Here is a 25,171-nt window from a genome sequence, read left to right on the forward strand (position 1 = left end):
CATGAAAGGCCGCGAGTATACGTTTCGCAAGTGGCATTCATTAATGGGTGTCATTCCAATTGGTGTCTTTGTGACACAACACTTAGTAGTAAACCACTTTGCAACACAAGGGGCAGAGGCTTTCAATAGCGCTGCTCATTTTATGGAAATGCTTCCATTTCGGTATGCATTGGAAATCTTCGTGATTTTCTTGCCGTTGTTGTATCATGCTGTGTACGGTTTATATATCGCTTTTACAGCAACGAACAATACAACATCTTATAGCTATTTCCGTAACTGGATGTTCGCTCTGCAACGATTCACAGGAGTGTTTACGCTAATTTTCTTAGCTTGGCACGTTTGGCAAACGCGCCTTCAAGCTGCAATGGGACAAACGGTAGACTATGATATGATGGCAAATATTTTAAGCAATCCGTTTATGTTTGGTTTCTATTTAGTAGGGGTTGTATCGGCTATTTTCCACTTTGCAAATGGATTATGGACATTCTGTATTAGCTGGGGTATCACGGTATCACCACGTTCGCAGCGTATTTCTACGTATGTAACATTAGCAATTTTCTTAGCGTTATCTTACGTAGGGGTGAGCGCATTACTTGCGTTCATTAATCCGAATCTAGCAAACATGTAAGGAGTGGGAGAGCATGAAAGGGAAACTTATTGTAGTTGGCGGTGGATTAGCCGGCTTAATGGCAACGATTAAAGCAGCGGAAGCAGGCGTGAATGTAGAACTATTCTCTTTAGTACCGGTGAAACGTTCTCACTCTGTATGTGCACAAGGCGGCATTAACGGTGCTGTAAATACAAAAGGTGAAGGGGATTCTCCGTGGATCCACTTTGACGATACAATTTATGGAGGGGACTTCTTAGCGAACCAACCTCCTGTAAAAGCGATGTGCGATGCAGCGCCTGGTATTATTCATTTAATGGATCGCATGGGTGTTATGTTTAACCGTACGGAAGAAGGTTTACTAGATTTCCGTCGCTTTGGTGGAACACAGCATCACCGCACAGCATTTGCTGGTGCGACAACAGGACAACAATTATTATATGCATTAGATGAGCAAGTGCGCCGTCATGAAGTAGCAGGTCTTGTTACGAAATATGAGGGTTGGGATTTCTTACGCGCTGTTGTGGATGACGAAGGCGTATGCCGCGGAATCGTAGCGCAAGACTTACAATCTATGGAGATTAAAAGTTTTCCAGCAGATGCTGTAATTATGGCAACAGGGGGCCCTGGTATCATATTTGGAAAATCTACTAACTCCATTATTAATACAGGTACAGCAGCATCTGCTGTGTATCAGCAAGGTGCATATTATGCAAATGGTGAGTTTATTCAAATTCACCCAACAGCAATTCCGGGTGATGATAAATTACGTCTAATGAGTGAATCTGCACGTGGTGAAGGTGGCCGCGTTTGGACATATAAAGACGGTAAACCATGGTATTTCCTTGAAGAGAAATATCCAGCATACGGAAACCTTGTACCTCGTGATATTGCAACGCGTGAAATTTTTGATGTGTGCGTTGAGCAAAAGCTTGGTATTAATGGTGAAAACATGGTATATCTTGATCTTTCTCATAAAGATCCGAAAGAGCTTGATATTAAACTAGGTGGTATTATTGAAATCTATGAAAAATTCATGGGTGATGATCCACGTAAAGTACCGATGAAAATCTTCCCTGCTGTTCACTATTCAATGGGCGGTCTATGGGTTGATTATAAACAAATGACAAATATTCCAGGATTATTTGCAGCAGGTGAGTGTGATTACTCTATGCACGGTGGTAACCGACTAGGTGCTAACTCATTATTATCAGCGATTTACGGCGGTATGGTAGCGGGACCAAATGCAATTGAATATATGAAAGGTCTTTCAAAATCATCAGATGCTGTTTCATCTGCTTTATATGAGCAAAATGAATTAATCGAAACGGAAAAATTTAACAATATTTTAACGTTAGATGGTAATGAAAATGCCTATGTTCTTCATAAAGAGCTTGGAGAATGGATGACAGATAACGTAACAGTAGTTCGTGAAAATAAAAAATTATTAGAAACAGATGCGAAAATCCAAGAGTTAATGGAGCGTTATAAACGCATTAACATTAACGATACAGCGAAATGGAGTAACCAAGGTGCTTCGTTTACACGTCAACTGGCAAATATGTTTGAATTAGCTCGTGTTATTACAATTGGTGCATATAACCGTAATGAAAGTCGCGGTGCACATTATAAACCAGAATTCCCAGATCGTGATGATGAGAACTTCTTAAAAACAACAATGGCGAAGTTTGAGGGAGCAGGAAATGCACCAGCATTCCATTACGCAGACGTTGATATTTCATTAATCGAACCACGTAAGCGTGATTATTCTTCAAAACATGAAGTAGCTGCTAAGGGAGAAGAGAAGGGGGATAAACAGCATGTCTGAGAAAACAATCCGCCTTATTATTACAAGACAAGATGGTCCGAACTCACAGGAGTATGATCAAGAATTTGAAATTCCATATCGCCCAAATATGAATATCATTTCGGCATTAATGGAAATTCGCCGTAACCCTGTTGATGCAAAAGGGAATCATACAACACCTATTGCTTGGGATATGAACTGTTTAGAAGAAGTGTGCGGAGCATGTTCTATGGTGATCAACGGAAAACCACGTCAATCATGTACAGCACTTATTGATCAACTTGAACAACCAATTCGCTTAAAACCGATGAAAACATTCCCGGTTGTTCGCGACCTGCAAGTGGATCGCAGCCGTATGTTTAATGCGTTAAAGCGCGTTAAAGCATGGATTCCGATTGATGGTACGTATGACTTAGGTCCAGGTCCAAGAATGCCAGAGAAAAAGCGTCAGTGGGCATATGAATTATCAAAATGTATGACTTGTGGTGTATGTTTAGAATCATGTCCAAACGTAAATAGCAAATCTGACTTTATCGGTCCGGCACCGCTTTCACAAGCACGTTTATTTAATGCACATCCAACAGGTGAAATGCATAAAGCGGACCGTTTACGTGCAATCATGGGTGATGGAGGACTTGCAAACTGCGGTAACTCACAAAACTGCGTACAATCTTGTCCAAAAGGAATTCCATTAACGACATCGATTGCGGCTTTAAACCGTGATACAACGATTCAATCATTTAAAGACTTCTTTGGTAGTGACAATAACTATTAATCTAATCTATATTGCCTCTTCAGTTTGAAGAGGCAATATTTATATCATTCTTATTTAAGTTACTTAATTATATGTTTACATCTGAGTATACTTATTCTTACTTTAATAGATCGTAATTTTATAGGTTTTTAATTCAGAAAAATCAAATAATATAAAATGAGAGAAATTTTAAAGGAGATGAATAGTTGTGAAGAAGATTCATTATATTGAACACTTTGAGCAATGGGAAAGTACATTTTCATTCTACATCCCTATAAAGGTTCGTTTTCGTGAAACAGATATGTTTGGACATATGAATAACGGTGTTGCGTTTACTTATTTTGAAGAAGCTCGTATTGAGTTTTTTAAAGAGCTTGGCTTTATGCAAGAGTGGGTACATGAAGCATCGGAAACAATGATTGTAGTGGCGGACTTACAATGTAATTTTTTGAAGCAAGTGTTCTTTGATGAGAACTTGAAAGTGTATGTAAAAGCTGAGAACGTCGGAAATTCTTCTTTGGATTTGCATTATATGGTAAGGAACGAAGCGGGAGAGATTTGTTTGATGGGGCGAGGGGCACTGGTGCAAGCTTCTAAAAAAACAGGAAAAGGAGTACCTTGGCCAGCGGAATGGAAACAACGGTTATTAGACAAAAAATAAGAGGGCGCGTCGCCCTCTTATTTTTTGTCTCCCATTGCTTCTTCTAATGTCAGATGATGCTCGTATAAATATGTAGCCTGCGGATTGCCGACAAAACGAAGATGCCACGGTTCATAATCATATCCTGTAATGTCTGTTTTATCTTCTGGATAGCGAATGACAAATCCGAATTCGTGAGCATGCTCTGCTACCCACTTTCCTTCAGGTGTTTCTCCAAATATCGGCTCCAATTGAAATTTTGCTGATTTAGAGCTAATATCCATGGCAAGTCCAGTTTGATGTTCGCTTGTCCCTGGAATGGCGCTTAATGCATCAGCAGCCTTTTTTCCTTGACGATTTACATATGTATTATGCAATGACTCTTGTCGTTTGTAAGAGCGAAATCCAGATACTGCAGTAAGTTCAATCCCTTGCTGTTTTGCAGCTTTAAACATTTCTTCTAGGGCATCCGCTGCCGGTTTACGAAGTAATGTTTTTTCTTTATCTTCCAGACTGAGAAATGGAACATTTGGTTTTGTTAAATCGCGTGGTGTGTAGGAATCTGGGAGTTTGCGATGTTTGTTTACTAAAACGAGTAATGAATCAGTGTTATTTACAAGTGCGTATTGTTCATCGGTTTTTTTAGCTGTTGCACTTGCTTTTGGAAATGGAGGAATCTCCTCTTTTGGATGTTTAGCCTGCTTATTTGTTTCAACTGCTTCTGCTTGATTATGTATATTTCCTGTAAAAGCTTTGGAACCAAAATTTATTAAAGAAATAACAATGAGCATCATAATTGAAATTAAAATTGTTCTTTTTATAGTTGTTTTTTTCATAATTTTCAACCAGTTTATTCCTTTCTAAAATACTAGTACTTTATTATCTTTTTATATTATAAGTCTATCGTATATGAAAAGAAATAAAGGAGTTCCGATGTAACGAAATTGAAAAAAATTTGTAAAAAATAGTCGTTTTTTATGTTTTTTTAAAATTAACATATTTACAATCTTTCATAATTTTTCTTTTTATGTAATATATATTCATAGGACGATGTAACGATTATCTTGTGATATGTAGCTTGTTATTGTATCGAACAATCTAGGAGGGAACAATAATGGATTTGGCATCAATCATTGGAATTATCCTTGCGATAATTGCTGTTGTAGTAGGAATGGTTTTGAAAGGAGCTGCACTTAATGCGCTGTTAATTTTATGAAAGTATTGCTCCAAAATAAACAATTACTTCCGGAAAAATTTAGTGCAATTGGCTACGGAGAATATCGTCCTGTCGCACCGAATGATACACCGGAAGGAAGAGCGAAAAATAGACGAGTAGAAATATTTATTTTACCTCTTATAAAAAATAAAGGGTGGCGTAGTGCCGTCCTTTATTCTTTTACTTCGAATAATTTTAAGTTGTCCCTGCGAATTTTATCTTTTTCTGCATCTGATTTTTTTAAGTCATAGTTATATAAAGCGCCTTCCCAATCGCCGTACATTGGATTTGGGAAAATAATGAATTTCTCGCCAAATTGATCTTTCGTTTCTTCTACTGCTTTATTACGATCTTGTACGGATTTTGCATCAAATCCACTGAAATCTGATAAATTGTCACCAAATAATAAGACGATATCATGCGTTGTTGAAACGAGTTCTCTACGCTTTTCTTTTCCTTCTTCTTTCGGTTCTTGTAGTAAAATGTGCTCTGTCTTTGCTTGCGGGGCACCAATGCGTTCTAAATTTTTAACGGTTGCATCGAGTTGGTTTGTTTTACGATTTGAAATGTAGTAAATGTCCACACCTTTTGATTCTGCATATTTTAAGAAATCAAGTGCACCAGGAAGAGCTGCTGCATCTGCTTGATTAACCCATTCATCCCATTTATAAGGATAGCCTTTTCCTGTTTTTATTGTCATTGCTTGGTATGGACTATTATCTAAAACGGTTTCGTCTAAGTCTAGTACAACAGCTGGTTTCTTGCTTGTCCCTTTTGCAAGAGCAGCATCTAGCTTAAGTGTGCCGATGTTGTAGCCTTGATGGTATAATGCTTTTGCTTCACCAGCTGTTTGATACCATAAATTAGCCATTATTTGTTGATCTGTTAATTTGACTGTTGCTTCTTTTGCTGTAACCTCGTAAGTTGTCAAGGATGTTGATAATAATACAACAGATAGTAGAGTTGCAAACTTTCGTTTGTTTTGCATATGTATCCTCCTAGGTGTGTATGTGGAATATATTCAAGGGACTTCAAATATATTTTTCTGTTACAATTATGAGTCTATACATAGTATGTATAATGTTTTTTACTTTATATGATGAAGGAAAATAGTATATAATAAAGGATACGTTATTTTTAAATAGATGAGAGAGAATGAACATAAAGGAGGGGGATACAAGTGGGGATTAGTAGTCGTTTTACAGTAGCTGTTCATATGTTAACATTGCTAGAAGTCGATAAAAAATCTCGATGTACATCTGAATGGATTGCTGGCAGTGTCAATACAAACCCAGTCGTTATTCGCCGAATTACAGGAATGTTAAAAAAAGCGGGATTAGTTGATGTACAAGCTGGAAAAGGTGGTACTTCCTTAGCTCGTGATTTAAATGAAGTTACGTTACTTGATGTATATAAAGCGGTTGAAGTTGTAGAAGAAGGGCATTTATTTTCTTTTCACGATAATCCAAATGTGGAATGCCCAGTTGGAGCTAATATTCAAACTGTGTTAGAAATTATATTGTTGCAAGCGCAAGACGCGATGGAAAATGTCCTTGCAAATGTAAAGGTAAAACAGCTCGTTACAAATTTAGAAGAGAAGATACAACAATAAAAGAACCTAGCCTTGTATTGATGGAAGGCTAGGTTCTTTTTTATCCCACTATTCGTGGGCCAGTAAGGTCCTCTCAAGATTCAGAGAGAAGAAAAGAAGAGAGGAGGATAACTGCTGGAAGTTTCACTTTATTAGGCGTTACGTACTGTAAAACGTTGACGAGAAAATTGTGGGTTTTCTACTTCGTCTAATAAAGCAACAGCGTAGTTTGGAATTGTAATTCGGCTCTCACCGTTTTCGTCTGTTAATAGTTGATCTGTTCCTGTGACATATTTGCCTGTACGCTCACCAGGTTCAATCATCGCAGCAGGACTTAAATTCGTCCAGTTGAAATCGGATTGTTTATACACCTGTAATGCATCGCGGTGTGCTAATGCGATTGGTTTCCACTCTGCTGGGAAGTCTGGTGTATCAACAACTTGTAAACCAGGTGCTACTTCTAAGCTACCTGCACCCCCAACTGCTACAAGACGAGAAACGCCAGCTTGTTTTGCTGCTTGTAATAAAGAGTGTGTTGCTTCTACAAGTTTCTCATCCTCACCATGTTTAGGACCAAATGCACTAATTAAAACATCATGATTTACTGCTTCTTTTGCAATACTGTCTGCATTGAAAATATCACCTGTTACAACATGTAAATTTTCATGTGCTGTTTCTACGCGAGATGCATCGCGAACAATCGCTGTTACCTCGTGTCCACGTGTTAAAGCTTCTTCAATAATTTGTTTTCCGATATTACCAGTTGCGCCTACTACTGCAAGTTTCATAATCATTCTCCTTTTCTACTTTGTTTTATATAAAAATGTATTTACTTTCAATTTAGTTGTAATACGTTTGGTTACAACTTCATGTAACCATTATAGTTACAACCTTAATTCTTTGTCAACATAAAAAACAAGTTGCTTTTTATATGGAGTAAAAGCAACTTGCAGAAAAGAAAATTATGCTGTTTTCTTTTGTTTTGTAACAGGGACAGAGCGGTTTAAAATGCTGTTTGCTATCATTCCAAGTATGATAATGATCATCCCAATTAAAGATAATCCAACAGGCCAAGAACCGTTTAAAAATAGAATTTCACCGAGAACAGTAAATATCATTGTTCCTGCTTGTGTCGCCTCTACCGCTCCTAACAAGGCAAAATTGTTTTTTGCAAGGTCAGTAGCAAAGAAGAATGTCATTGTGGCAATAACGCCAGAACATAGTGCCAATAAGAAACCTTGCATGATTTGTCCAGATGTTGGTATGCCAGTTGTAGACCATCCGTAAATTGCCAATATAATACTGACGGGAAGACTGCCGATTGCCATACCTAACACACGTTGAAATGTATCTAAGCGTCCCTCGACAACCTCCATCATTTTTCTGTTACCGAAAGGATATAAGAATGCAGCGATAACTACAGGTAGGAAACCGGATAAAAATTGAGAAACAGTAATATGCCCAGCTTCTGTTGCTTGCATGCAAATGACACCTACTAAAATAAATAAGGAAATGAGCAAGCTTCGTATTGGGATTTTACCGCGAACTCGTTTTGTTCCTGATTTCGTTTCAACTGTAATAAAAAATAGCGGAGACAATAATAAGCCAGCTAGGACTGTTATTTGCCATGTACCTGCAACGAGCCATGCAGGACTAAATACAGCGGCGAAGCTTAATAAGGAATAAAATCCAACGCCGGCTAATGTGCCGAAACTAATCCATGCCAAAGGGTGTCTTCGCATTTCTGTCCATAATGAACGAAGGTTTTTGCGAAATAAGACGATAAAGAATAAAATAGGTAAAGCAAATAAAAATCGGAAAGAAGCGGTCCAAGCCCAGCTTGTGCCCGATACGTTCATAGTCCGGTTTATAATAAATGTAGCGGAAAAAAAGGCAGATGACAAAATGCCTAATAAAATAGCGCGCATTACGTTCGCTCCTTTTTATAAGAATGCATACTATACTATACTTTATTAACGAAAAAGTAAACTATATTTTATTAGGTGGTGTGAATATACATATGCGAGAACAAGAAGATATACAGACGAAAGAAGTTATTCAGCAAGTTGGTCAGTTGTTGAGACAAATACGAAATGAACAAAAATTAAGTTTAGAAGAATTAGCGAAAAAAACTGGTGTTAGTAAATTAACATTAGGAAAAATTGAAAGGGGGGAAACAAACCCTACATTAGGCGTGATTTGGAAGATTACAAAGGGATTATCCATTCCGTTGTCACGGCTTATGGTTGTAGGAGATACAATAAATGTTTCACGCTGTGGAGAAGGGTTTACTGTAGAGGAAGAAAATCCAACGTGGCGATTAGAGACTATATTTCGCTATGCAAAAGAAACAGGGGTGGAAATGCATCGTGCCTGTTTGCAGCCGAATAGCATATATGAAACAGATCCTCATCATGAAGGAGCCATTGAATTTGTAACAGTAATGAAAGGGAAAGTTTCCATTCAAGTTGAACAAGAAGTATATAAATTAAACGAATTTGATTCTATTCAATTTGAAGCAAATCGAAAGCATAGCTATGAAAATAAGGGAAATGAAGTGGCAGTTTTACATTTAACAATGAAATATTCATCGTAAAATAATAAAAAGGCACCGATGGCTTATCGGAAAATGGGCAAGAAAACCCCACCTTCAAAACACGCAGGGCATAGCCCGGTTTAAGGTGGGAATGAATTGCCCCAGCATTCGTAAAAAATTTTTGGTATCGATACGAATGTATGTTCTTTTTTGCTGTTTTGTAGTATCATGAAGGTGAGAAGAGAGGGAGGTGAAAATCATGACAAAAGAAAAAGAATATGCAACCTATCAAGTTTGGATTAAGAAAGGTCATAAGTTATACTCTTACTTCCTAGAAATGTGTCAAAACGCAAAAAATCTCTACAATACAACAAACTTCTATATTCGCCAAGTGTATACGGCCTTACGTACGGATCAACCATTACAGCCCCTTCAACAAGAAGTGCTTCGTACATTACAAGCGCATATTGAAATCATGAATGAAAATCAACTTCATGCGTATCAAAAACGTGTACAAAAACAAAAAGAAAAACCTGCTAAAGAACAGAAAGATATAAAATGTAACTTGTTTACATTCCCGACAAAAGAAAAATCATTCCTATCGTATCATTTCTTAGATTGCTTGTTTAAAGCAATGAAACAACAAGATTATATAAATTTGCCAGCGCAAACGAATCAAGCGATCATGAAAAAACTCTATCAAAACTGGAAATCATTCTTCGCTTCCATCAAGGCATACCAAAAACATCCTTCCACTTTTACTGGCAGACCTCGCATTCCAAAGTATATCAAATCTTCTATGACAGAAGTTGTATTCACCAATCAAGTATGTAAACTTCAAGAGAAGTACATTCGTTTTCCAAAAACAAGTATAAAGTTAAATGTTGGTAAATTGTTTGGGTGGATTGGCAATCTCAAAGAGGTACGTGTTTCTCCTACTTACGGAAAGTTTAAAGTAGAAATTGTGACAGAAAAATCTGAGCCAGCATCTGAGTATGTAGACAACCATCGCTACATGAGTATTGATTTAGGAATCAATAACATTGCAACTATCATAACGAATACAGGGGCTACTCCTGTGTTAGTAAAGGGCAATGTGATCAAAAGCATCAATCAATACTACAACAAACAAAAGGCTCATTTACTGGGGATTCTTCGTCATGGAAAAGAACCAAAAGAAGGACCACATACATCAAAGCGTTTAGAGAGGCTTCATGAGAAACGGTTTCTCAAAATAAAAGATTTCTTTCACAAAATCAGTTACCACATTGTTCATTTCGCTGTTCAATATGAGATTTCTATGATTGTGATTGGGAAAAATACATCATGGAAACAAAACAGTGATATGGGAAAACGACAGAATCAATCCTTTTGCCATATCCCACATAATCTACTCATTGGAATGATCAAGTACAAGGCGGATCGGCAGGGAATTACGATACAAGTTGCGGAAGAATCGTATACAAGTAAAGCATCCTTTTTAGACAATGATGATATCCCAACATTTGGTGAAGAAGACATTCCTGTATTTAGTGGTAAACGAATCACGCGTGGCTTGTATCGAACGAAAGAAAACAAATTATTAAACGCAGATGTGAATGGTTCCTATAACATCTTAAAAAAAGCAGTTCCAAAGGCGTTTGTCGATGGAATAGAGGGGTTGTGCCATCAGGCAGCTGTGTCAACTCCACTCGTGTTAAGCATCTTTTGAAGGTGATACACGAGAAACCCCCACTTCAAGATCCTAAGGAGATAAGTGGCGGGAGTTTTCATTCATAAGATTGTGGCATAATTAACATAAGAATAAAATAAGCTAAAAAGCCTGTTCCGAAAAATAAAATTGCAATCAGCCAAAGAATACGGATCATATTTGTGTCCACACCGAAGTATTCCCCTAAGCCACCACAAACACCGATAAACACTTTATCTGTTGAAGATTTACATAATTTTTTATCCATGATGAAATCCTCCCCTTTTCGCGATTCAACATTTTCCTATGTAGTAGTGAATATCTATGTTTTTATCCTATATGAAAAGAAATATAGGAACTATCGAATTATATTACGTTTTTTGGGGAAAGATTACAGTTTTATCTCGCATTAACGGGCAGTAAGCCCCCCTACCTCAAGATTGAGAGAAGGGAAGAAGATAAGTGGGGGATAACTGCCTGTAAAATCTCGATTGGTTCAACTAACCATCAGTGGAGGATGAAAAACCCCCACTGATGGAAGTTTCACTTTATATGATTACTGTTTTTTATTATTTCGTGTGTTTGCATGGGAAATATAAACATAAATAATAAACCAAAAGCAATGATCTATTTTTAATCATTGCTTTTGGCCTTCTATAAGGATAAAGCATCTTTATTTCTTAAATCGATACGGGACAGTTGAAACAATAACATTCTTTTTATACAAAAGATATATCCTTAGTAAAACACTCGATTGGTTATGCAAAAAGTTATGCCAATTTTTTTTCGTAATAAATTGCGGAATGAGAACGGTAACTGCATAATGTTCCTCTTGTGCTTTATCTTGAATTGTAGTTACTAATTTTTTTATGGGTCTCATCAAGCTTCGATAAGAAGAAACTATTGTAACAAGACGAATGTTGGGTTTCCACGCCTTCCATTTCTCCTGCATTTTAATCTCGCTTTCTTTGTCGAAGGCCACGTAAACAGCGATAACAGTATCTCCAATAGATTCAGCGTAATTGAGCGATTGTTCCACTACCTTTGTAATTCCAGCAATAGGTACGATGACGACGTTTCCCTCGATTTTTTGAGGTGATTCATTAGGGTTTATACGTAGTTGTTCACCTACTGCGTCATAATGTTTATAAATGCGATGGAAGATAAACACAATAATGGGTAAAAATATAAAAATAGCCCAAACTTGCATAAATTTTGTAACAAAGAAAATGAGCAGTACGGTTAAGGAAATAAGTGCTCCTAATAAGTTAGTGAGTAATTTTGGTAACCACCCTTCTGGTTTTTCCCGAATCCATTTTATAATCATACCTGTTTGTGACAAGGTGAAAGGGAGAAATACACCCACTGCGTACAATGGAATTAAATGTTCGGTTTTCCCTTGAAACGTAACAATTAAAATAATGGAAGCAAAACTGAGTGTGATAATACCGTTTGAATACCCTAAGCGATCACCACGCATCAAATACATGCGAGGCATATATTTATCTGACGCTAAGTTGTAAGCTAATAACGGAAATGCTGAGAATCCGGTATTGGCAGCTAACACTAAAATAAGAGCAGTTGCTCCTTGAATAAAGTAGTAAACAAAGTTTCTTCCAAATACATTGGAAGCGATTTGAGAAACAACAGTTTCAGCATGTTTAGGAGCAATGCCGTACCAATATGCTAAAAAGGTAATGCCAGTGAATAAAACGGCAAGAATTGCTCCCATCATGACTAATGTATTGGCAGCATTTTTAGCAGCTGGTTCTTTAAAGTTTGGAATGGCGTTGGAAATTGCTTCAACACCTGTTAATGCAGAACACCCGGATGAGAATGCCTTTAATAAGAAGAATAATGTAATTCCAGGTACTGCCGTACCAATAGGTATGTGCAAAGTGGCCGGTGCTTGTCCAGATGTAATTTTAAATACCCCAACAATAATTAAAATAACGAGCGCTAGCACAAAGAGATAGACAGGATAAGCTAATACAGAGGCAGATTCCGTTACTCCTCTAAGGTTGAGAATTGTAATAAGAATAACGAGTATAACAGCGATGGGAATGGTGTACCGATGTAAAGTCGGAAACGCAGATGTAATGGCATCCGTTCCTGCTGATACACTTACTGCTACGGTAAGGATATAATCTACCAACAATGACCCACCGGCGATGAGGCCTGCATTTACGCCTAGATTTGTTTTAGAAACTACATAAGCTCCGCCCCCGTGTGGGTAAGAATAGATAATCTGTCGGTATGATAAAATAAGTGCTGCCAATAGAACTAAAACACCGACAGCGATAGGAATGGAGTACCAAAATGCAACTGCTCCAATTGTTGCAAGAACAATTAATATTTGTTCTGTTCCATACGCAACAGAGGAAAGCGCATCAGAAGACAGGATAGCCAGCGCTTTTAATTTATTTAACTTCTGCTCTCCTAATGCTGTTGATTTTAAAGGTCGCCCAATTAAAAATCTTTTGACTGTTGAAAACATATTTACACCACCAATATGTAGAATTTCCAGGGACAGATACTATGTAGTATGAGCGTCTTGTAGCTAAATATTTAGTAAGGAAAGAGGTAATAAGTGGGTAATTTTTATTTAATGAAACATTGTGTAGAACAGAGAAAAACAAAAATGAAATCCAAACAACTTTTTTATAATTAATATATGGAATTTCTCTTTGTTTTTATTCACCACCACTTGCCTCTATTCATACAATATCATGACTAAATAAACACCCAACTTACACATATACAGCTCTGGCTTAAGCAAGGAGGGTTATACCAATTGAAGGAAAAAGAATATCAATCCAAACCGTTGCTCACAAAAAGAGAAAGAGAAGTGTTTGAGTTACTTGTTCAAGATAAAACAACAAAAGAAATTGCAAGTGAACTTTTTATTAGTGAAAAAACCGTACGTAACCATATCTCAAATGCAATGCAAAAGCTAGGGGTTAAGGGACGTTCACAAGCGGTTGTTGAGCTCCTTCGTATGGGAGAGCTTGAATTATAGGGATGAAGCCGGCTTTTATATAAGGAAAAGCCGGTTATTTTTGTATCTTGCAAATTACTAGAAAAAGGAGGAGAATAAAAAGGTCTAACATGTACATAAAGTAAACCTTCTATTAGTCTATGTATGTTGTACTGATGATGAGTGCACAATTTTGGAATGTACGCTTAGATTATGAAAGAGAAAACGGGGCGATTGTTTTGAATAGAGCGATTGGTGTAATTGATTCAGGTGTTGGTGGATTAACAGTAGCGAAAGAGTTAATTCGGCAATTACCGAAAGAGCGAATTATATATTTAGGAGATACAGCACGTTGCCCGTACGGTCCGCGATCGCGTGAAGAAGTAAGACAATTCACATGGGAAATGACAGAGTATTTATTGGCGCAGGATATTAAAATGCTTGTCATTGCTTGTAATACTGCAGCAGCAGTTGTACTTGAAGAAATGCAAAAGAAATTGTCTATCCCAGTGGTAGGGGTAATCCACCCCGGTGCGCGCACTGCACTTAAAATGACAAATACGTACCATGTTGGTGTAATAGGCACGATTGGAACAGTGAAAAGTGGTGCGTACGAAGAGGCGCTAAAATCGATTAACAACCGCGTATTTGTAGAGAGTTTAGCTTGCCCACCGTTCGTTGAGCTTGTAGAAAGCGGGAATTTTGAGAGTGAAATGGCGTATGAAGTGGTGAGAGAAACGCTGCAACCACTGAAGCAAACTGAAATCGATACGCTGATTTTAGGATGTACGCATTATCCGATTTTGGGGCCGGTTATTAAACGGGTCATGGGCGATTCTGTGCAATTGATTAGTTCAGGTGATGAAACAGCTCGTGAAGTGAGCACCATTTTATATCATAGTAAGATGCTGCATGATAGAGAAGAGCAAAGTGATCACCTTTTTTTAACAACAGGAGAAATTGATGTGTTTAAAGAAATTGCTTCCAAATGGTTTGGGCAACCAATTGAAAATGTGAAGCATATTGTTTTATAAAGAGGCTGTCTCTGTAGCTATCAAGTTAAGAAAATATATATATATAAAGGCCATTCTTATTCAGTGTGTATCTGAAAATCAAAAGAATGGTCTTTGATTTTACTGAATTGTACCCTGAATAGTAGCCGCTTTGAGGGGGAAATCATTATTTGGACTGTAGTGTAGTTCAAGGGTGAATGAAAGTTACTGCTCATAAGAGCCCAATTGGTTCAACTAACCATAAGTGGGGGATGAAGAAAACCCCCACTTATGGAAGTTTCACTTTATAAGTTGTGAAAGTACAGCTGTTAGTTTTTGTTTGATTTGTTTTGCAAATGCTGGATCTTTACCTGAAGTAGATATACTTACAATATACTCGTTATTTCGAATAATTGCGGGCGTGTGAAAAGATGATTGCGTGACATCACTTACGATATTAACCCACTGAAAATCATGCGCTGCTTGCTTGACCATCATATTTACATCGTGATGATTTGTTGCAGCATAAATGAGATGAGCATCTTTTATATCTTCCTCTGTAAATGCTTTTTGCTTCCATGTAATATAGGAGAGCTTCTTCATTTCTTCGCAAATGTCTGGGCTCACAACAGTGACAATGGCTCCTGTATCTTTTAATCCAACCGCTTTTCGGCATGCAATTTTGCCACCGCCGATGATGACAACGGTTTTTCCTTGTAGATTAAATATAAGAGGATATAGGTTGCACATCTACATATTCCTCCATTCGTTCTAATAATGCGGACTTCATATAGGGATCAAATTGAAGACAGTTACATGTTGTAACGTTCGTATATGTGTGTGCATGGCGCTCAATTTTCCGAAGTAGTAATCCAGTAAAGAGAAGGTATGGCATGACATATACATGTTGAGCTGATGATGCTATACCATTGAGTTCTTCGGTAAAAGAAGGTGCTCCTTTTGTTAAAAAAGAGCAGGAAACGGGCATGCCAATTTTTCGCTCAACTGCTGCTCCGAGTTGCTGCAATTCATGTATAGGCTGAGAATCACTACTGCCTCGACCGACGAGTAGAATTTCGCTACCTTGTGTGGGCATCGCTTCATGTATTCTTTTGATTACAAGTTCAATCATGAGCGGGTGTGTACTAAAAGGTGGTACAACTGAAAATGTAATATGCGGATAGCGCTTTTGTATTTGCTCAATTTCAAAAGGAATGTCACGTTTATAATGAGCAGCTGCAAATAATAGAACAGGGACAAGTAAAACTTCAGTTGCTCCGTCTAGAATCGCTTCTGTAATCGCATCCTGGACATTTGGTGTTATGAGTTCAAGAAAGCCAATTTTTTGGATATTTTCACTCCGCTTCTTTATAACGGACTGGACAAAGTGAATGAATTGTTCATTTCCTTCTTGTAATCGGCTACCGTGCCCAATATAAACAATCCCTTTCATTGTGCCGCCACTTCTTTCTCATTAAAAATAGCTTGTAATTCATAATCAATGTTCTGTAATCCGACTTTATTTGCATACTGCAAAGTGAGTTCATCTGTATACGAGAATGGTAAATTGAAAATATCGATGAAACCAAGGCGTTTGACCTCTGCTATAAATGTATCAATTGCGGCACGCCCTTCAAATACAATGCTATCCCATGTAAATTCAGAGAGCATACGTGTATGAATTTCATCAAAACGATGATCTATTTTATATTCATGTGTCATTATATAAGAACCGGGGCCAATTTTTTCTTGAATAACGGCAATTCGATTGATGTTTCGCCCTAAATATACAGTTGATTCTGTAGAAAGTTTTGCTGGTTCACTGAAGAGTCCATATTGCATGAGTGCCTCTTGAGCGCCGTTATTCATATACTGCAGTTCCCCCTGCAAGGAACGAATATCTTTACGATGCTGTGCACATGATTGCAACAAAATTGCTACGCTTTCGGCTGAACAAAAAACAAGACGTTCAGCGTCAAATATTTCACGGAGCTGTTCATGTGTTAATGTGTATTCTTGTTTTTTGAAAGTTGGAATTTGATATGTTTCTGCTCCGGCTTCTTGTAATTTTTGCTCTGCTTTACTTGTTTTATTTGATGAAGAGGCAAGCAAAATTTTTTTTCCGTGTAATGGCTTATGTTCTTTCCAAGCAATTTGCTTTCGCAAGGATACGACATCCCCAACAATTGTCATTGAAGGATTTGAAATATGTTCCTTTTTGATGCTATCAACAATTGTGGATAGAGTACCTGTAACGACTCGCTGTCTTCCTGTTGTACCCCATTCAATGACTGCTACTGGTGTATCTTTTTTCTTTCCTGTTTGTAATAAGTTTTCACAAATGATTGGTAAATTTTTGATGCCCATGTAAAAGGCAACAGTATCACTATTTAAGAGTGAATTGTAGTTTACATGATCCTGAATCGGTCCCTTTGTATGACCAGTTAGTAATGTCACGCTATTACTATAGTCACGATGGGTGAGAGGGATGCCGGCATACGCACTAGCGGCAATGCTAGATGTAATACCTGGTACAATCTCATATGGAATGTTTTCTGCTGCTAAAGCGGTTGCTTCTTCACCGACGCGGCCAAAGATAGAGGGGTCTCCGCCTTTTAAACGGACAACGGTCTTACCTTCTTTGGCACATTGAAGTAAATGAGCGTTAATCATTTCTTGGCGCATAATATGATTTGTTGGCATTTTTCCGCAATAGACAAGTTCACATGTTGGCTTTGTATAGCGAAGTAAATTTTGATTTAATAAGCGGTCATATAAAACAATATCTGCTTTTTGTAAACATTCTATCGCTTTTTTTGTAATAAGCCCTTCATCACCAGGTCCTGCACCGACTAAATATACGTATCCGTTCATCTCTACACCTCATCTATTTTTACTTGAAAGGAAGCCAAGAAGAGGCTTCCTTGTGTAAGTTACATGTATATATAAATATCACCATCAATAACTTGTACTTCATACGTTTGAATACAACCATCATCGGGTTTTTGTACTTCACCTGTTAGTAATGAAATTTTCCAATCGTGCAGCGGACAAAAGACAAATTCACCGGAAACAATTCCTTCCGCTAAAGGTCCATTTTTATGAGGGCACCGATTTTCTACAGCACGAATGTTGCCGTTTGCAAGGCGAAATAAGGCAATAGACATGTCCTTTATTCGCACTTCCTTACCGATTTGTACGGGAAGATCTATAGCACGCATAATTTTTATTTTTTCTTTCGTTTGTAACATATGAATCGCTCCTTACTTTACAATCTCTACTTCATACATCGTTTTTAATGATTGAGTTTCTAGCGCTTGTCCCCAAGCTTCTTCATATGTGCTACGTGCTTTTTGAAAACGTTCATTTAGCATAGCGACCATACTTTCATCTTGCAGCACTTCTTTTATGTGATGTAAGCCCATCCGTTCTACCCAAGGAGCTGTACGTTCACCGTAAATACCAGTTTCACGATAGTGTTGTACGTAAGCTATGGCAATGCGAAGTACATCTTCCTCCGAAGGGACAATCATTACAAAATCAGCTTCACGTACTTCCGTACCGCCATTACCACCGATGTAAAGTTGGAAGCCATTTTCAACACAAACGACGCCGAAGTCTTTCGTTAATGCTTCTGCACAGTTACGTGGGCAACCTGTTACACCCATTTTCATTTTATGTGGTGTGTCCACCATTTCTAATGACTGTTCAAGTAACATGCCGAGTCCTAATGAATCTTTTGTACCGAAGCGACAGAAGCGAGATCCGACGCATGATTTTACATTGCGAAGGGATTTTGAGTAGGCATAGCCAGAGTTCATGCCAAGGTCGGCCCACACTTTTGGTAAATCTTCTTTTTTAACACCATATAAACCGATACGGCTTGCACCTGTTATTTTCACGAGTGGAACGTCGTATTTCTTCGCGACTTCTGCAATTTTCATTAAATCCTCTGCTGTTGTAACGCCGCCGTACATGCGTGGAATAACAGAAAATGTCCCGTCATGTTGAATATTTCCATTCATTCTTTCGTTAACGAAGCGGGATGCTTTATCATCGGCATACTCTTCCGGGCAGGCCATGCGTAAATAGTAATTTAATGCAGGGCGGCATTTTGAACAGCCTTCTTCGTGCGCGAATTCAAGGACATTTCGCACTTCTTTCGGTGATTTTAGACCTTTCTCATGAATTGCTGCTACAACTTCATCGCGAGATAATGTTGTACACCCGCACATACCTGCAGCCTGAGCAGAAGCATCAAAACTATCTCCAAGTGTATGAGATAATATTTGTTCAACAACTGGGCGACATTTCCCGCAGGATCCTGCAGCTTTTGTACATCCTTTTACTTCTTCAAATGTCGTTAAGTCTTGTTCTAAAATAGCGTGAACAATGGCTCCTTTTGTGACACCGTTGCACCCGCAAACAGTTTCATCAGCACTCATACTTGCAATATCAAGTCCGCTATCTTCACCAGCTTTGTGAAGAAGAGAAGCTGGTGTATATTCTTGTATATCTTCTTCTTTTTTTAACATGCTGAAGAGGCGTGTGCCGTCAGCTGTATCACCATATAAAACAACACCAACGACCTTATTGTCGCGGATTAGTACTTTTTTATAGGAACGTGTACATTCGTCAAATATGGAGATTGCTTTCGTGACATCATCTTCATAAATTTGACCTGCAGAGAATAAATCGCATCCCGCAACTTTCAGTTGTGTACCAACGAAGCTGCCTGTATATCCATCTGTTTGTGTATTTGTAATCTGTTTTGCTAATACAGCACCTTGCTCATAGAGTGGTGCAACAAGACCATAGGCAATTCCTTTATGTTCTGCACATTCACCGATCGCATAGATTGATTGATCATTTGTTTGCATATAGTCATTGACTACAATGCCGCGGTTCACAAGTAAACCAGCGTCTTTTGCTAACTGTGTATTTGGCCGTATACCAACCGCCATGACGATTAAATCACAATTTACAATATCGCCATCTGCAAATTGAATGCCCTCAACGTGGTCTGTACCAAGAATTTTTACCGTTTTCTTTTCCATAAGGAACTTCATACCTTGTGATTCTAAGTCTTCACGCAGTAATGAAGCTGCCTTAGCATCGAGTTGTTGCTCCATTAAGTGTGGCATTAAATGAACAACATGCACGTCCATCCCTAAGTCAATAAGCCCTCGTGCGGCTTCTAAACCAAGTAATCCACCGCCAATGACAACTGCTTTTTTATATTGCTTAGCCGTATCCATCATAAATTGTGTATCTTCGATTGTGCGAAATCCTGTTACACCAGGGAGATTTGAACCTTCCACAGGTAAGATAAAAGCACTGGAGCCTGTTGCGATAATGAGCTTGTCGTACATAATAAGACGATTCTTTTCTGTAACAATGACTTGTTCTTCCCGATCAATATGAAGTACTTTTTCATTTGTATACAACGTAATATCATTTTCTTCGTACCAACTGTATTCGTTCATAATGATATCTTGCATATTTGTTTTTCCTTGTAGGACGTGGGAGAGCATAATACGATTGTAGTTCGGGTGCGGTTCATCTCCAAAAATGGTAATGTCGTATAACGTATTGTTTTGTTTTAAAATTTCTTCGATGCAGCGTATTCCAGCCATACCATTCCCAATCATGACTAAACGTGTTTTCATATTCATGTCCCTTCTTATATGTGAAATGTTTAACAAACTTTTATACTTGTATTATAAAAGTTTTAGAAAATAAGGAGATGTGATATTTATCACAACTTTGGAGGATTCATAAATTGTTCAAATTTGTATGTAATTTGCAGAAATCTCCTTTTACATTTAATAATTTTATCTTGCTAGTCGTAGGTAGTAAGACCCCACTTCAAGATTCAGAGAGAAGCAAAGAAGATAGGTGGGGGAACTGCCCGTAAAAGCCCGATTGGTTCAACTAACCATCAGTGGGGGATAAAACCCCCACTGATGGAAGTTTCACTTTATCGCGAAATAATAATACGGAGACGTTAGTAAAGAGACTGAAAATATTCCAATAGAGGTAAGGAGTAAGTTTTTGATCATGATATAAAACTTTGTGCAGGTATTTTTTAGAAGAGATAAGTTGTCATCGCTTGTTCTAAAGTGAGGGTCGGGCTCGTATACATGTAGTACAAACTTAGATTTTTAGGAGGAAAGCGTATGCCTAAATCGACTTTCAAATGGCTTGTTTTTGCTACATTAAGTACAGTTTTATTAGCAGGATGCGGTTTGTTTGGTAAGGAAAAAGGAACAGAGCAAATTGATCCGCCTAAGAAAGTTACCTATACAGACGGTGAGAAGAAAGAAACAGCGAAGCAAGGGGAAACGGTAAAACAAGATTTATATCTCGTAGATAAAAATGGTTATGTTGTGCCGCAAACGGTGCAGTTACCTGCTCCGAAAAATAATGCGGTCATTAAGCAATCATTACAATATTTAGTGAAAGATGGACCAGTAACAAATTTATTGCCAAATGGATTTCAAGCTGTACTTCCCGCAGATACTGAAATGACAGTTGATGTGAAAAACGGGACAGCAGTTGTTGATTTTTCTAAAGAACTGAAAAATTATAAAAAAGAAGAAGAACGCCGCATTGTAGAAGCAGTTACTTGGACATTAACGCAGTTTAAAGAAGTGAAGAATGTGAAGTTTCGTATGAATGGGCAAGATTTAGCGAAGATGCCTGTTGGCGGTATACCAATTGGTGATGGTTTAAGCCGAGCGAATGGCATTAACTTTGATGATGAGCAAGTTGCTGATATTACAAACACAAAGCCAGTTACGCTGTATTTCTTAGCACAAAATAATAAACAAAATTATTATGTACCAGTAACGCGCCGCGTTGCAGAAGGAAAAGAAAATGAAGTCGCGACAATTGTAAATGAACTTGTAAAAGGACCAGCGCACCAATCAGCGTTAACATACGACTTTAATCCAGATGTGAAGCTAATCAATGAGCCGAAACTTGAAAAAGGAACGGTGACGCTAAACTTTAATGAAAATATTTATGGGAATAAAGGTAAAAGTATGATTTCTGACTATGTACTCCAGTCTCTTGTATTGACTTTAACGGAAAAACAAGGAGTAGAAAATGTGTTAATTCAAGTGAATGGAAAAGCGAATCTTGTTACAGAAAAAGGCGATAAATTAATAAAACCAGTCGCTCGTCCACAAAACGTGAACACAGGTAGTTTTTAAACAGAAATAATTTGATATACTTAATTTATGAAAAGAAGGGGAATCCCCCTTCTTTTATTGTCATACATAACATAATTTTTAAATGGGCTATACTAACATGTAGCAGTTACAAGGGGGTTATTTTTATGCGAGTAGATGGTAGACAAGCATCAGAGCTACGCCGTATACATATTCATACGAATTATTTAAAACATCCAGAAGGATCAGTACTAATTGAAGTTGGTGATACGAAAGTTATTTGTACAGCAACGATTGAAGAAAGGGTTCCTCCGTTTATGAGAGGCGAAGGAAAAGGATGGGTTACAGCTGAGTATTCCATGATTCCTCGTGCAACAGAGCAGCGTACAATTCGTGAATCGAGTAAAGGGAAAGTAACGGGACGCACAATGGAAATTCAACGTTTAATAGGACGAGCATTACGTGCTGTTGTTGATTTAGAAGCGCTCGGTGAAAAGACGGTTTGGATTGACTGTGATGTCATCCAAGCTGACGGCGGAACGAGAACTGCTTCTATTACCGGTGCTTATGTTGCGATGGTATTAGCGTTTGAGAAGCTTGTAGCAGCAGGGAAAGTATCAAAAATTCCAGTGAAGGATTACTTGGCAGCAACGTCTGTTGGAATCGTTGATGAGCATGGTGTTGTGTTAGATTTAAATTATGCAGAAGATTCTAAGGCGAATGTCGATATGAATGTCATTATGACAGGAAAAGGGCATTTTGTTGAAGTGCAAGGTACAGGAGAAGAAGCGACATTTAGCCGCGGTGAATTGAATGAATTGCTTGATGCAGCGGAACATGGAATTTTACAGCTTATTGAAATGCAAAAAGAAGCGTTAGGCGATATTGTAACTCATATGGAATAGAGGTAAAAATATGAAACAAGTTGTAGTAGCGACAAAGAATGCAGGGAAAGTACGTGAATTTGCGGAGCTATTTGAAAAGTTTGATTTAGAAGTAAAATCACTTTATGATTTTCCTCATATTGAAGAAGTAGAAGAAACTGGTGAAACGTTTGAAGAGAATGCCATTTTAAAAGCGGAACATCTGTGTAAACAGCTAGATGAAATTGTTATTGCGGATGATTCAGGTTTAATTGTAGATGCCCTGCAGGGGAAACCAGGGGTTCGCTCGGCTCGTTATGCAGGAGAGGAAAAGGATGATCAAGCTAACATTCAAAAGGTTCTAGAAGAATTAAAGGATATTTCAATGGAGAAACGGACAGCACGTTTTTATTGCGCATTAGCCGTTGCGTTTCCACAAGAAGATAAAAAACCATTGATTGTAAACGGAACGTGTGAAGGGAAGATTTTAGAACAACAGCGCGGGGAAAATGGCTTTGGTTATGATCCAATCTTTTATGTAGAAGAATACAAAAGCGCAATGGCAGAATTGTCATCCGATGAGAAAAATAAAATTAGTCATCGCGGGCGTGCTCTTCGTAAATTAGAAGAAAAAATTCCAGTATGGTTTTTAGGAGAAGAATAATAAGGGAGCGAAACCGATGAAGGCGTTAATTGTGAGCGACAGTCACGGTTCTGTGAAAGAGCTAAAGCAATTAAAAGAGCGGTATGAGGGAAACGTAGATGTGATGATTCATTGCGGTGATTCTGAATTAACATCTCATCATTCCGAACTAGAAGGGTTTCATGTGGTGAAAGGAAATTGTGATTTTGCTGGTGATTTTCCAAATGACATCATCACAGATGTGCAAAGCACACGTTTTCTTGTAACGCATGGCCATTTATACAATATTAAAATGACGCTGCAAACACTTTTATATCGTGCGAAAGAAGCTGAGGCAAATATTGTTTGCTTCGGTCATTCGCATATATTAGGAGTAGAAATCATAGACGATATATTGTTTATCAATCCAGGAAGTATTCTCTTGCCGCGCTCGCGAAGAGAAAAAACATTTGCTTTATTAGAAATACAAGAAAGCGAAATAGAGATTCGTTTTCTTACGTTAGACGGTGCAATTGTAGCCCAAAAAACGTTTCAAATAGAGTGAAGAATTTTTCTTCACTCTATTTGAAAAAAATGTTGACTTTAGTTATTGGTAATAATATAATAAAGACTGTCGATGAGACATTAGAAAAAATTTCATATCATGCGGGTGTAGTTTAGTGGTAAAACAAGAGCCTTCCAAGCTCTGGTCGAGAGTTCGATTCTCTTCACCCGCTCCATGTCCCAGTAGCTCAGCAGGATAGAGCAACGGCCTTCTAAGCCGTCGGTCGGGAGTTCGAATCTCTCCTGGGACGCTAAAAAAACCTTGTTATCTTTTGATAACAAGGTTTTTTATTTGTTTTAAACGCATTCTTTTTTGCGTGAGACAGTAGAATGGTAATAATACGAGTATAGGGATGGTTAAAAGGGGGATTTGAAATGAACCGATTTATAATGCTTTTAGGCTTTATAGCGTTTTTTACTCTTTTGACAGCTTGCTCGTCTAAACCATCTTTAGAACTTGTAAATTCAAAAGTTGATATAATTACCGATAAAAATAAGGTTGGTGCCATAGGTATAACAGAAGGTGATAAGAAAGGGCAGGAGCTTGTACCAACGACATTATATTATGAGTTTAAAATTAAAAATAATGGGAAGCAAAAAATTGGAGGGATTGGTGATAAAGGTTTACAAGTGAAAATTGAGCCTAATGATAAATTAGTGGATACCTCCAAAGAAATAGTAGGTTTTAATATTTTTGACCCCTCTGCATATGAAGGAACGGGTGTAGGTTTTGGAAGTTCCTTTGACGGAGAAATCAAACCTGATAAAAATGGGGAATATATTTTAACTTTCGATTTAGGTGTAAGCGAAGAAAACTCTCAAGTTCCACTAAGAGTTCCACCAAAAGAAACATTGAAAAAACTTGAGAATTATGCTTTATATGCTTCTCTATTAGTGATGTTAGATGGTAAAGAAATAGCTCGATTTGACTTAAATAAGAAATAGTAATTGTGTTATTTAATATAATAAAAAAGTAAAAGCATAGGTGATAAAACCGATGCTTTTTTTAGTGTTAAATGATTGTTATTTTATTTGTTTTTATAACTCCCTTAGAAGAGAACTTGTTATAAAGAATGCTTTCCTTTTTTATGATGCTACAGTAATTTTTAATAAATTTCTCATTTAGATTTAATTAGA

The 25,171-nt window shown here is 37.7% G+C and carries 25 protein-coding genes, 2 tRNA genes and 1 pseudogene; 17 read left to right on the forward strand and 11 right to left on the reverse strand.

The window, feature by feature from the left end:
- Window position 1: 1 nt before the first annotated feature.
- From LRP84_RS03460 to LRP84_RS03475, 4 genes are all read left to right on the forward strand, one after another.
- The gene (locus tag LRP84_RS03460) at window positions 2-628 is read left to right on the forward strand and encodes a succinate dehydrogenase cytochrome b558 subunit (protein ID WP_230573803.1); all 627 of its coding nucleotides are present in this window, start codon (window positions 2-4) and stop codon (window positions 626-628) included.
- Between the two features lie 13 nt (window positions 629-641).
- Complete coding sequence (sdhA, locus tag LRP84_RS03465; RefSeq protein ID WP_230573804.1) at window positions 642-2,435, forward strand: succinate dehydrogenase flavoprotein subunit; 1,794 nt, start codon at window positions 642-644, stop codon at window positions 2,433-2,435.
- Window positions 2,428-3,189, forward strand: a complete 762-nt coding sequence (gene sdhB / locus LRP84_RS03470) for a succinate dehydrogenase iron-sulfur subunit (protein ID WP_098305159.1) — start codon at window positions 2,428-2,430, stop codon at window positions 3,187-3,189. The genes sdhA and sdhB overlap by 8 nt, the downstream gene beginning before the upstream one ends.
- Window positions 3,190-3,376: 187 nt before the next feature.
- Window positions 3,377-3,829 (forward strand): acyl-CoA thioesterase, encoded by a 453-nt coding sequence (locus LRP84_RS03475; protein WP_230573805.1) that lies wholly within the window; start codon window positions 3,377-3,379, stop codon window positions 3,827-3,829.
- A 17-nt stretch (window positions 3,830-3,846) separates the two neighbouring features.
- On the opposite strand, the gene LRP84_RS03480 is transcribed toward LRP84_RS03475, so the two are convergent.
- On the reverse strand, window positions 3,847-4,629 hold the full coding sequence (locus LRP84_RS03480) for a M15 family metallopeptidase (protein WP_230573871.1): 783 nt from the start codon (window positions 4,627-4,629) through the stop codon (window positions 3,847-3,849).
- Window positions 4,630-5,008: 379 nt separating this feature from the next.
- On the opposite strand from LRP84_RS03480, the pseudogene motB reads away from it, so the two are divergent.
- Window positions 5,009-5,173 (forward strand): annotated as a pseudogene (gene motB / locus LRP84_RS03490) (flagellar motor protein MotB); the annotation flags it as partial.
- Between the two features lie 23 nt (window positions 5,174-5,196).
- On the opposite strand, the gene LRP84_RS03495 reads toward motB, so the two are convergent.
- Window positions 5,197-6,012: a 5'-nucleotidase, lipoprotein e(P4) family gene (locus LRP84_RS03495; RefSeq protein ID WP_230573806.1), complete on the reverse strand. Its 816-nt coding sequence runs from the start codon at window positions 6,010-6,012 to the stop codon at window positions 5,197-5,199.
- Between the two features lie 192 nt (window positions 6,013-6,204).
- Between LRP84_RS03495 and LRP84_RS03500 the strand changes: the two genes are divergently transcribed.
- Complete coding sequence (locus LRP84_RS03500) at window positions 6,205-6,636, forward strand: Rrf2 family transcriptional regulator (protein WP_098305153.1); 432 nt, start codon at window positions 6,205-6,207, stop codon at window positions 6,634-6,636.
- Window positions 6,637-6,767: 131 nt separating this feature from the next.
- Here LRP84_RS03500 and LRP84_RS03505 read toward each other — a convergent pair whose 3' ends face one another.
- The gene (locus tag LRP84_RS03505; RefSeq protein ID WP_230573807.1) at window positions 6,768-7,403 is read right to left on the reverse strand and encodes an NAD(P)-dependent oxidoreductase; all 636 of its coding nucleotides are present in this window, start codon (window positions 7,401-7,403) and stop codon (window positions 6,768-6,770) included.
- A gap of 174 nt (window positions 7,404-7,577) precedes the next feature.
- Window positions 7,578-8,543 (reverse strand): DMT family transporter, encoded by a 966-nt coding sequence (locus LRP84_RS03510; protein WP_230573808.1) that lies wholly within the window; start codon window positions 8,541-8,543, stop codon window positions 7,578-7,580.
- 92 nt (window positions 8,544-8,635) lie between these two features.
- Between LRP84_RS03510 and LRP84_RS03515 the strand changes: the two genes are divergently transcribed.
- Together LRP84_RS03515 and LRP84_RS03520 are read left to right on the forward strand one after the other, a co-directional pair.
- The gene (locus tag LRP84_RS03515; protein WP_230573809.1) at window positions 8,636-9,211 is read left to right on the forward strand and encodes a helix-turn-helix domain-containing protein; all 576 of its coding nucleotides are present in this window, start codon (window positions 8,636-8,638) and stop codon (window positions 9,209-9,211) included.
- A gap of 199 nt (window positions 9,212-9,410) precedes the next feature.
- Complete coding sequence (locus LRP84_RS03520; protein WP_230573810.1) at window positions 9,411-10,862, forward strand: RNA-guided endonuclease InsQ/TnpB family protein; 1,452 nt, start codon at window positions 9,411-9,413, stop codon at window positions 10,860-10,862.
- Window positions 10,863-10,920: 58 nt separating this feature from the next.
- Here the strand turns inward: LRP84_RS03520 and LRP84_RS03525 are convergent, their stop codons facing one another.
- Complete coding sequence (locus tag LRP84_RS03525) at window positions 10,921-11,109, reverse strand: PspC domain-containing protein (protein WP_230573811.1); 189 nt, start codon at window positions 11,107-11,109, stop codon at window positions 10,921-10,923.
- 405 nt (window positions 11,110-11,514) lie between these two features.
- Complete coding sequence (locus LRP84_RS03530; RefSeq protein ID WP_230573812.1) at window positions 11,515-13,338, reverse strand: APC family permease; 1,824 nt, start codon at window positions 13,336-13,338, stop codon at window positions 11,515-11,517.
- A 297-nt stretch (window positions 13,339-13,635) separates the two neighbouring features.
- Between LRP84_RS03530 and gerE the strand changes: the two genes are divergently transcribed.
- Window positions 13,636-13,860 carry a spore germination transcription factor GerE gene (gene gerE / locus LRP84_RS03535; RefSeq protein WP_020060005.1) on the forward strand — a complete coding sequence of 75 codons (225 nt, stop codon included), beginning with the start codon at window positions 13,636-13,638 and terminating at the stop codon, window positions 13,858-13,860.
- 137 nt (window positions 13,861-13,997) lie between these two features.
- Window positions 13,998-14,852 (forward strand): glutamate racemase, encoded by an 855-nt coding sequence (racE, locus tag LRP84_RS03540; RefSeq protein ID WP_367890485.1) that lies wholly within the window; start codon window positions 13,998-14,000, stop codon window positions 14,850-14,852.
- Between the two features lie 258 nt (window positions 14,853-15,110).
- On the opposite strand, the gene LRP84_RS03545 is transcribed toward racE, so the two are convergent.
- The 5 genes from LRP84_RS03545 to nirB are packed head-to-tail and all read right to left on the reverse strand — an operon-like array spanning window position 15,111 to window position 20,479.
- Complete coding sequence (locus LRP84_RS03545) at window positions 15,111-15,560, reverse strand: precorrin-2 dehydrogenase (RefSeq protein ID WP_230573813.1); 450 nt, start codon at window positions 15,558-15,560, stop codon at window positions 15,111-15,113.
- Complete coding sequence (locus LRP84_RS03550; protein WP_230573814.1) at window positions 15,532-16,263, reverse strand: sirohydrochlorin chelatase; 732 nt, start codon at window positions 16,261-16,263, stop codon at window positions 15,532-15,534. Before LRP84_RS03550 ends, LRP84_RS03545 begins: the two co-directional genes overlap by 29 nt.
- Window positions 16,260-17,684 carry a uroporphyrin-III C-methyltransferase gene (locus LRP84_RS03555; RefSeq protein WP_230573815.1) on the reverse strand — a complete coding sequence of 475 codons (1,425 nt, stop codon included), beginning with the start codon at window positions 17,682-17,684 and terminating at the stop codon, window positions 16,260-16,262. The genes LRP84_RS03550 and LRP84_RS03555 overlap by 4 nt, the downstream gene beginning before the upstream one ends.
- Window positions 17,685-17,743: 59 nt before the next feature.
- A complete protein-coding gene (gene nirD / locus LRP84_RS03560) occupies window positions 17,744-18,061 on the reverse strand; it encodes a nitrite reductase small subunit NirD (RefSeq protein WP_230573816.1) in 318 nt (105 codons plus the stop codon).
- 12 nt (window positions 18,062-18,073) lie between these two features.
- Entirely contained in the window at window positions 18,074-20,479 is a 2,406-nt protein-coding gene (gene nirB / locus LRP84_RS03565; RefSeq protein ID WP_230573817.1) for a nitrite reductase large subunit NirB, read from the reverse strand.
- Between the two features lie 510 nt (window positions 20,480-20,989).
- Between nirB and LRP84_RS03570 the strand changes: the two genes are divergently transcribed.
- The 7 genes from LRP84_RS03570 to LRP84_RS03600 all read left to right on the forward strand — a co-directional run bounded on the left by LRP84_RS03570 (window position 20,990) and on the right by LRP84_RS03600 (window position 24,979).
- Window positions 20,990-22,027: a GerMN domain-containing protein gene (locus LRP84_RS03570; protein ID WP_230573818.1), complete on the forward strand. Its 1,038-nt coding sequence runs from the start codon at window positions 20,990-20,992 to the stop codon at window positions 22,025-22,027.
- A gap of 125 nt (window positions 22,028-22,152) precedes the next feature.
- Window positions 22,153-22,890, forward strand: a complete 738-nt coding sequence (gene rph / locus LRP84_RS03575) for a ribonuclease PH (RefSeq protein WP_230573819.1) — start codon at window positions 22,153-22,155, stop codon at window positions 22,888-22,890.
- Window positions 22,891-22,900: 10 nt separating this feature from the next.
- The gene (locus tag LRP84_RS03580) at window positions 22,901-23,512 is read left to right on the forward strand and encodes an XTP/dITP diphosphatase (RefSeq protein WP_098305131.1); all 612 of its coding nucleotides are present in this window, start codon (window positions 22,901-22,903) and stop codon (window positions 23,510-23,512) included.
- A 16-nt stretch (window positions 23,513-23,528) separates the two neighbouring features.
- Window positions 23,529-24,035, forward strand: coding sequence for a metallophosphoesterase (locus LRP84_RS03585; RefSeq protein ID WP_230573820.1), 507 nt, complete (start codon window positions 23,529-23,531; stop codon window positions 24,033-24,035).
- Window positions 24,036-24,136: 101 nt separating this feature from the next.
- Window positions 24,137-24,210 (forward strand) — tRNA-Gly (locus LRP84_RS03590).
- A 1-nt stretch (window position 24,211) separates the two neighbouring features.
- Window positions 24,212-24,285, forward strand: a tRNA-Arg gene (locus LRP84_RS03595).
- A 124-nt stretch (window positions 24,286-24,409) separates the two neighbouring features.
- Window positions 24,410-24,979 (forward strand): hypothetical protein, encoded by a 570-nt coding sequence (locus tag LRP84_RS03600; RefSeq protein ID WP_230573821.1) that lies wholly within the window; start codon window positions 24,410-24,412, stop codon window positions 24,977-24,979.
- The last annotated feature ends 192 nt before the right edge of the window (window positions 24,980-25,171 follow it).

Source organism: Bacillus rhizoplanae (genome assembly GCF_917563915.1).
GTDB classification, from domain to species: domain Bacteria; phylum Bacillota; class Bacilli; order Bacillales; family Bacillaceae_G; genus Bacillus_A; species Bacillus_A rhizoplanae.

What these genes read in the sequence shown, in the direction of transcription:
- racE (WP_367890485.1), top strand. Translation starts at nt 13,998, where the DNA reads ATGAGTGCACAATTTTGGAATGTACGCTTAGATTATGAAAGAGAAAAC.
- LRP84_RS03510 (WP_230573808.1), bottom strand. Translation starts at nt 8,543, where the DNA reads ATGCGCGCTATTTTATTAGGCATTTTGTCATCTGCCTTTTTTTCCGCT.
- sdhB (WP_098305159.1), top strand. Translation starts at nt 2,428, where the DNA reads ATGTCTGAGAAAACAATCCGCCTTATTATTACAAGACAAGATGGTCCG.
- sdhA (WP_230573804.1), top strand. Translation starts at nt 642, where the DNA reads ATGAAAGGGAAACTTATTGTAGTTGGCGGTGGATTAGCCGGCTTAATG.
- nirB (WP_230573817.1), bottom strand. Translation starts at nt 20,479, where the DNA reads ATGAAAACACGTTTAGTCATGATTGGGAATGGTATGGCTGGAATACGC.
- LRP84_RS03600 (WP_230573821.1), top strand. Translation starts at nt 24,410, where the DNA reads ATGAACCGATTTATAATGCTTTTAGGCTTTATAGCGTTTTTTACTCTT.
- LRP84_RS03530 (WP_230573812.1), bottom strand. Translation starts at nt 13,338, where the DNA reads ATGTTTTCAACAGTCAAAAGATTTTTAATTGGGCGACCTTTAAAATCA.
- rph (WP_230573819.1), top strand. Translation starts at nt 22,153, where the DNA reads ATGCGAGTAGATGGTAGACAAGCATCAGAGCTACGCCGTATACATATT.
- LRP84_RS03550 (WP_230573814.1), bottom strand. Translation starts at nt 16,263, where the DNA reads ATGAAAGGGATTGTTTATATTGGGCACGGTAGCCGATTACAAGAAGGA.
- LRP84_RS03585 (WP_230573820.1), top strand. Translation starts at nt 23,529, where the DNA reads ATGAAGGCGTTAATTGTGAGCGACAGTCACGGTTCTGTGAAAGAGCTA.
- LRP84_RS03525 (WP_230573811.1), bottom strand. Translation starts at nt 11,109, where the DNA reads ATGGATAAAAAATTATGTAAATCTTCAACAGATAAAGTGTTTATCGGT.
- nirD (WP_230573816.1), bottom strand. Translation starts at nt 18,061, where the DNA reads ATGTTACAAACGAAAGAAAAAATAAAAATTATGCGTGCTATAGATCTT.
- LRP84_RS03545 (WP_230573813.1), bottom strand. Translation starts at nt 15,560, where the DNA reads ATGTGCAACCTATATCCTCTTATATTTAATCTACAAGGAAAAACCGTT.
- LRP84_RS03555 (WP_230573815.1), bottom strand. Translation starts at nt 17,684, where the DNA reads ATGAACGGATACGTATATTTAGTCGGTGCAGGACCTGGTGATGAAGGG.
- LRP84_RS03460 (WP_230573803.1), top strand. Translation starts at nt 2, where the DNA reads ATGAAAGGCCGCGAGTATACGTTTCGCAAGTGGCATTCATTAATGGGT.
- LRP84_RS03505 (WP_230573807.1), bottom strand. Translation starts at nt 7,403, where the DNA reads ATGAAACTTGCAGTAGTAGGCGCAACTGGTAATATCGGAAAACAAATT.
- LRP84_RS03570 (WP_230573818.1), top strand. Translation starts at nt 20,990, where the DNA reads ATGCCTAAATCGACTTTCAAATGGCTTGTTTTTGCTACATTAAGTACA.
- LRP84_RS03515 (WP_230573809.1), top strand. Translation starts at nt 8,636, where the DNA reads ATGCGAGAACAAGAAGATATACAGACGAAAGAAGTTATTCAGCAAGTT.
- LRP84_RS03520 (WP_230573810.1), top strand. Translation starts at nt 9,411, where the DNA reads ATGACAAAAGAAAAAGAATATGCAACCTATCAAGTTTGGATTAAGAAA.
- LRP84_RS03580 (WP_098305131.1), top strand. Translation starts at nt 22,901, where the DNA reads ATGAAACAAGTTGTAGTAGCGACAAAGAATGCAGGGAAAGTACGTGAA.
- LRP84_RS03495 (WP_230573806.1), bottom strand. Translation starts at nt 6,012, where the DNA reads ATGCAAAACAAACGAAAGTTTGCAACTCTACTATCTGTTGTATTATTA.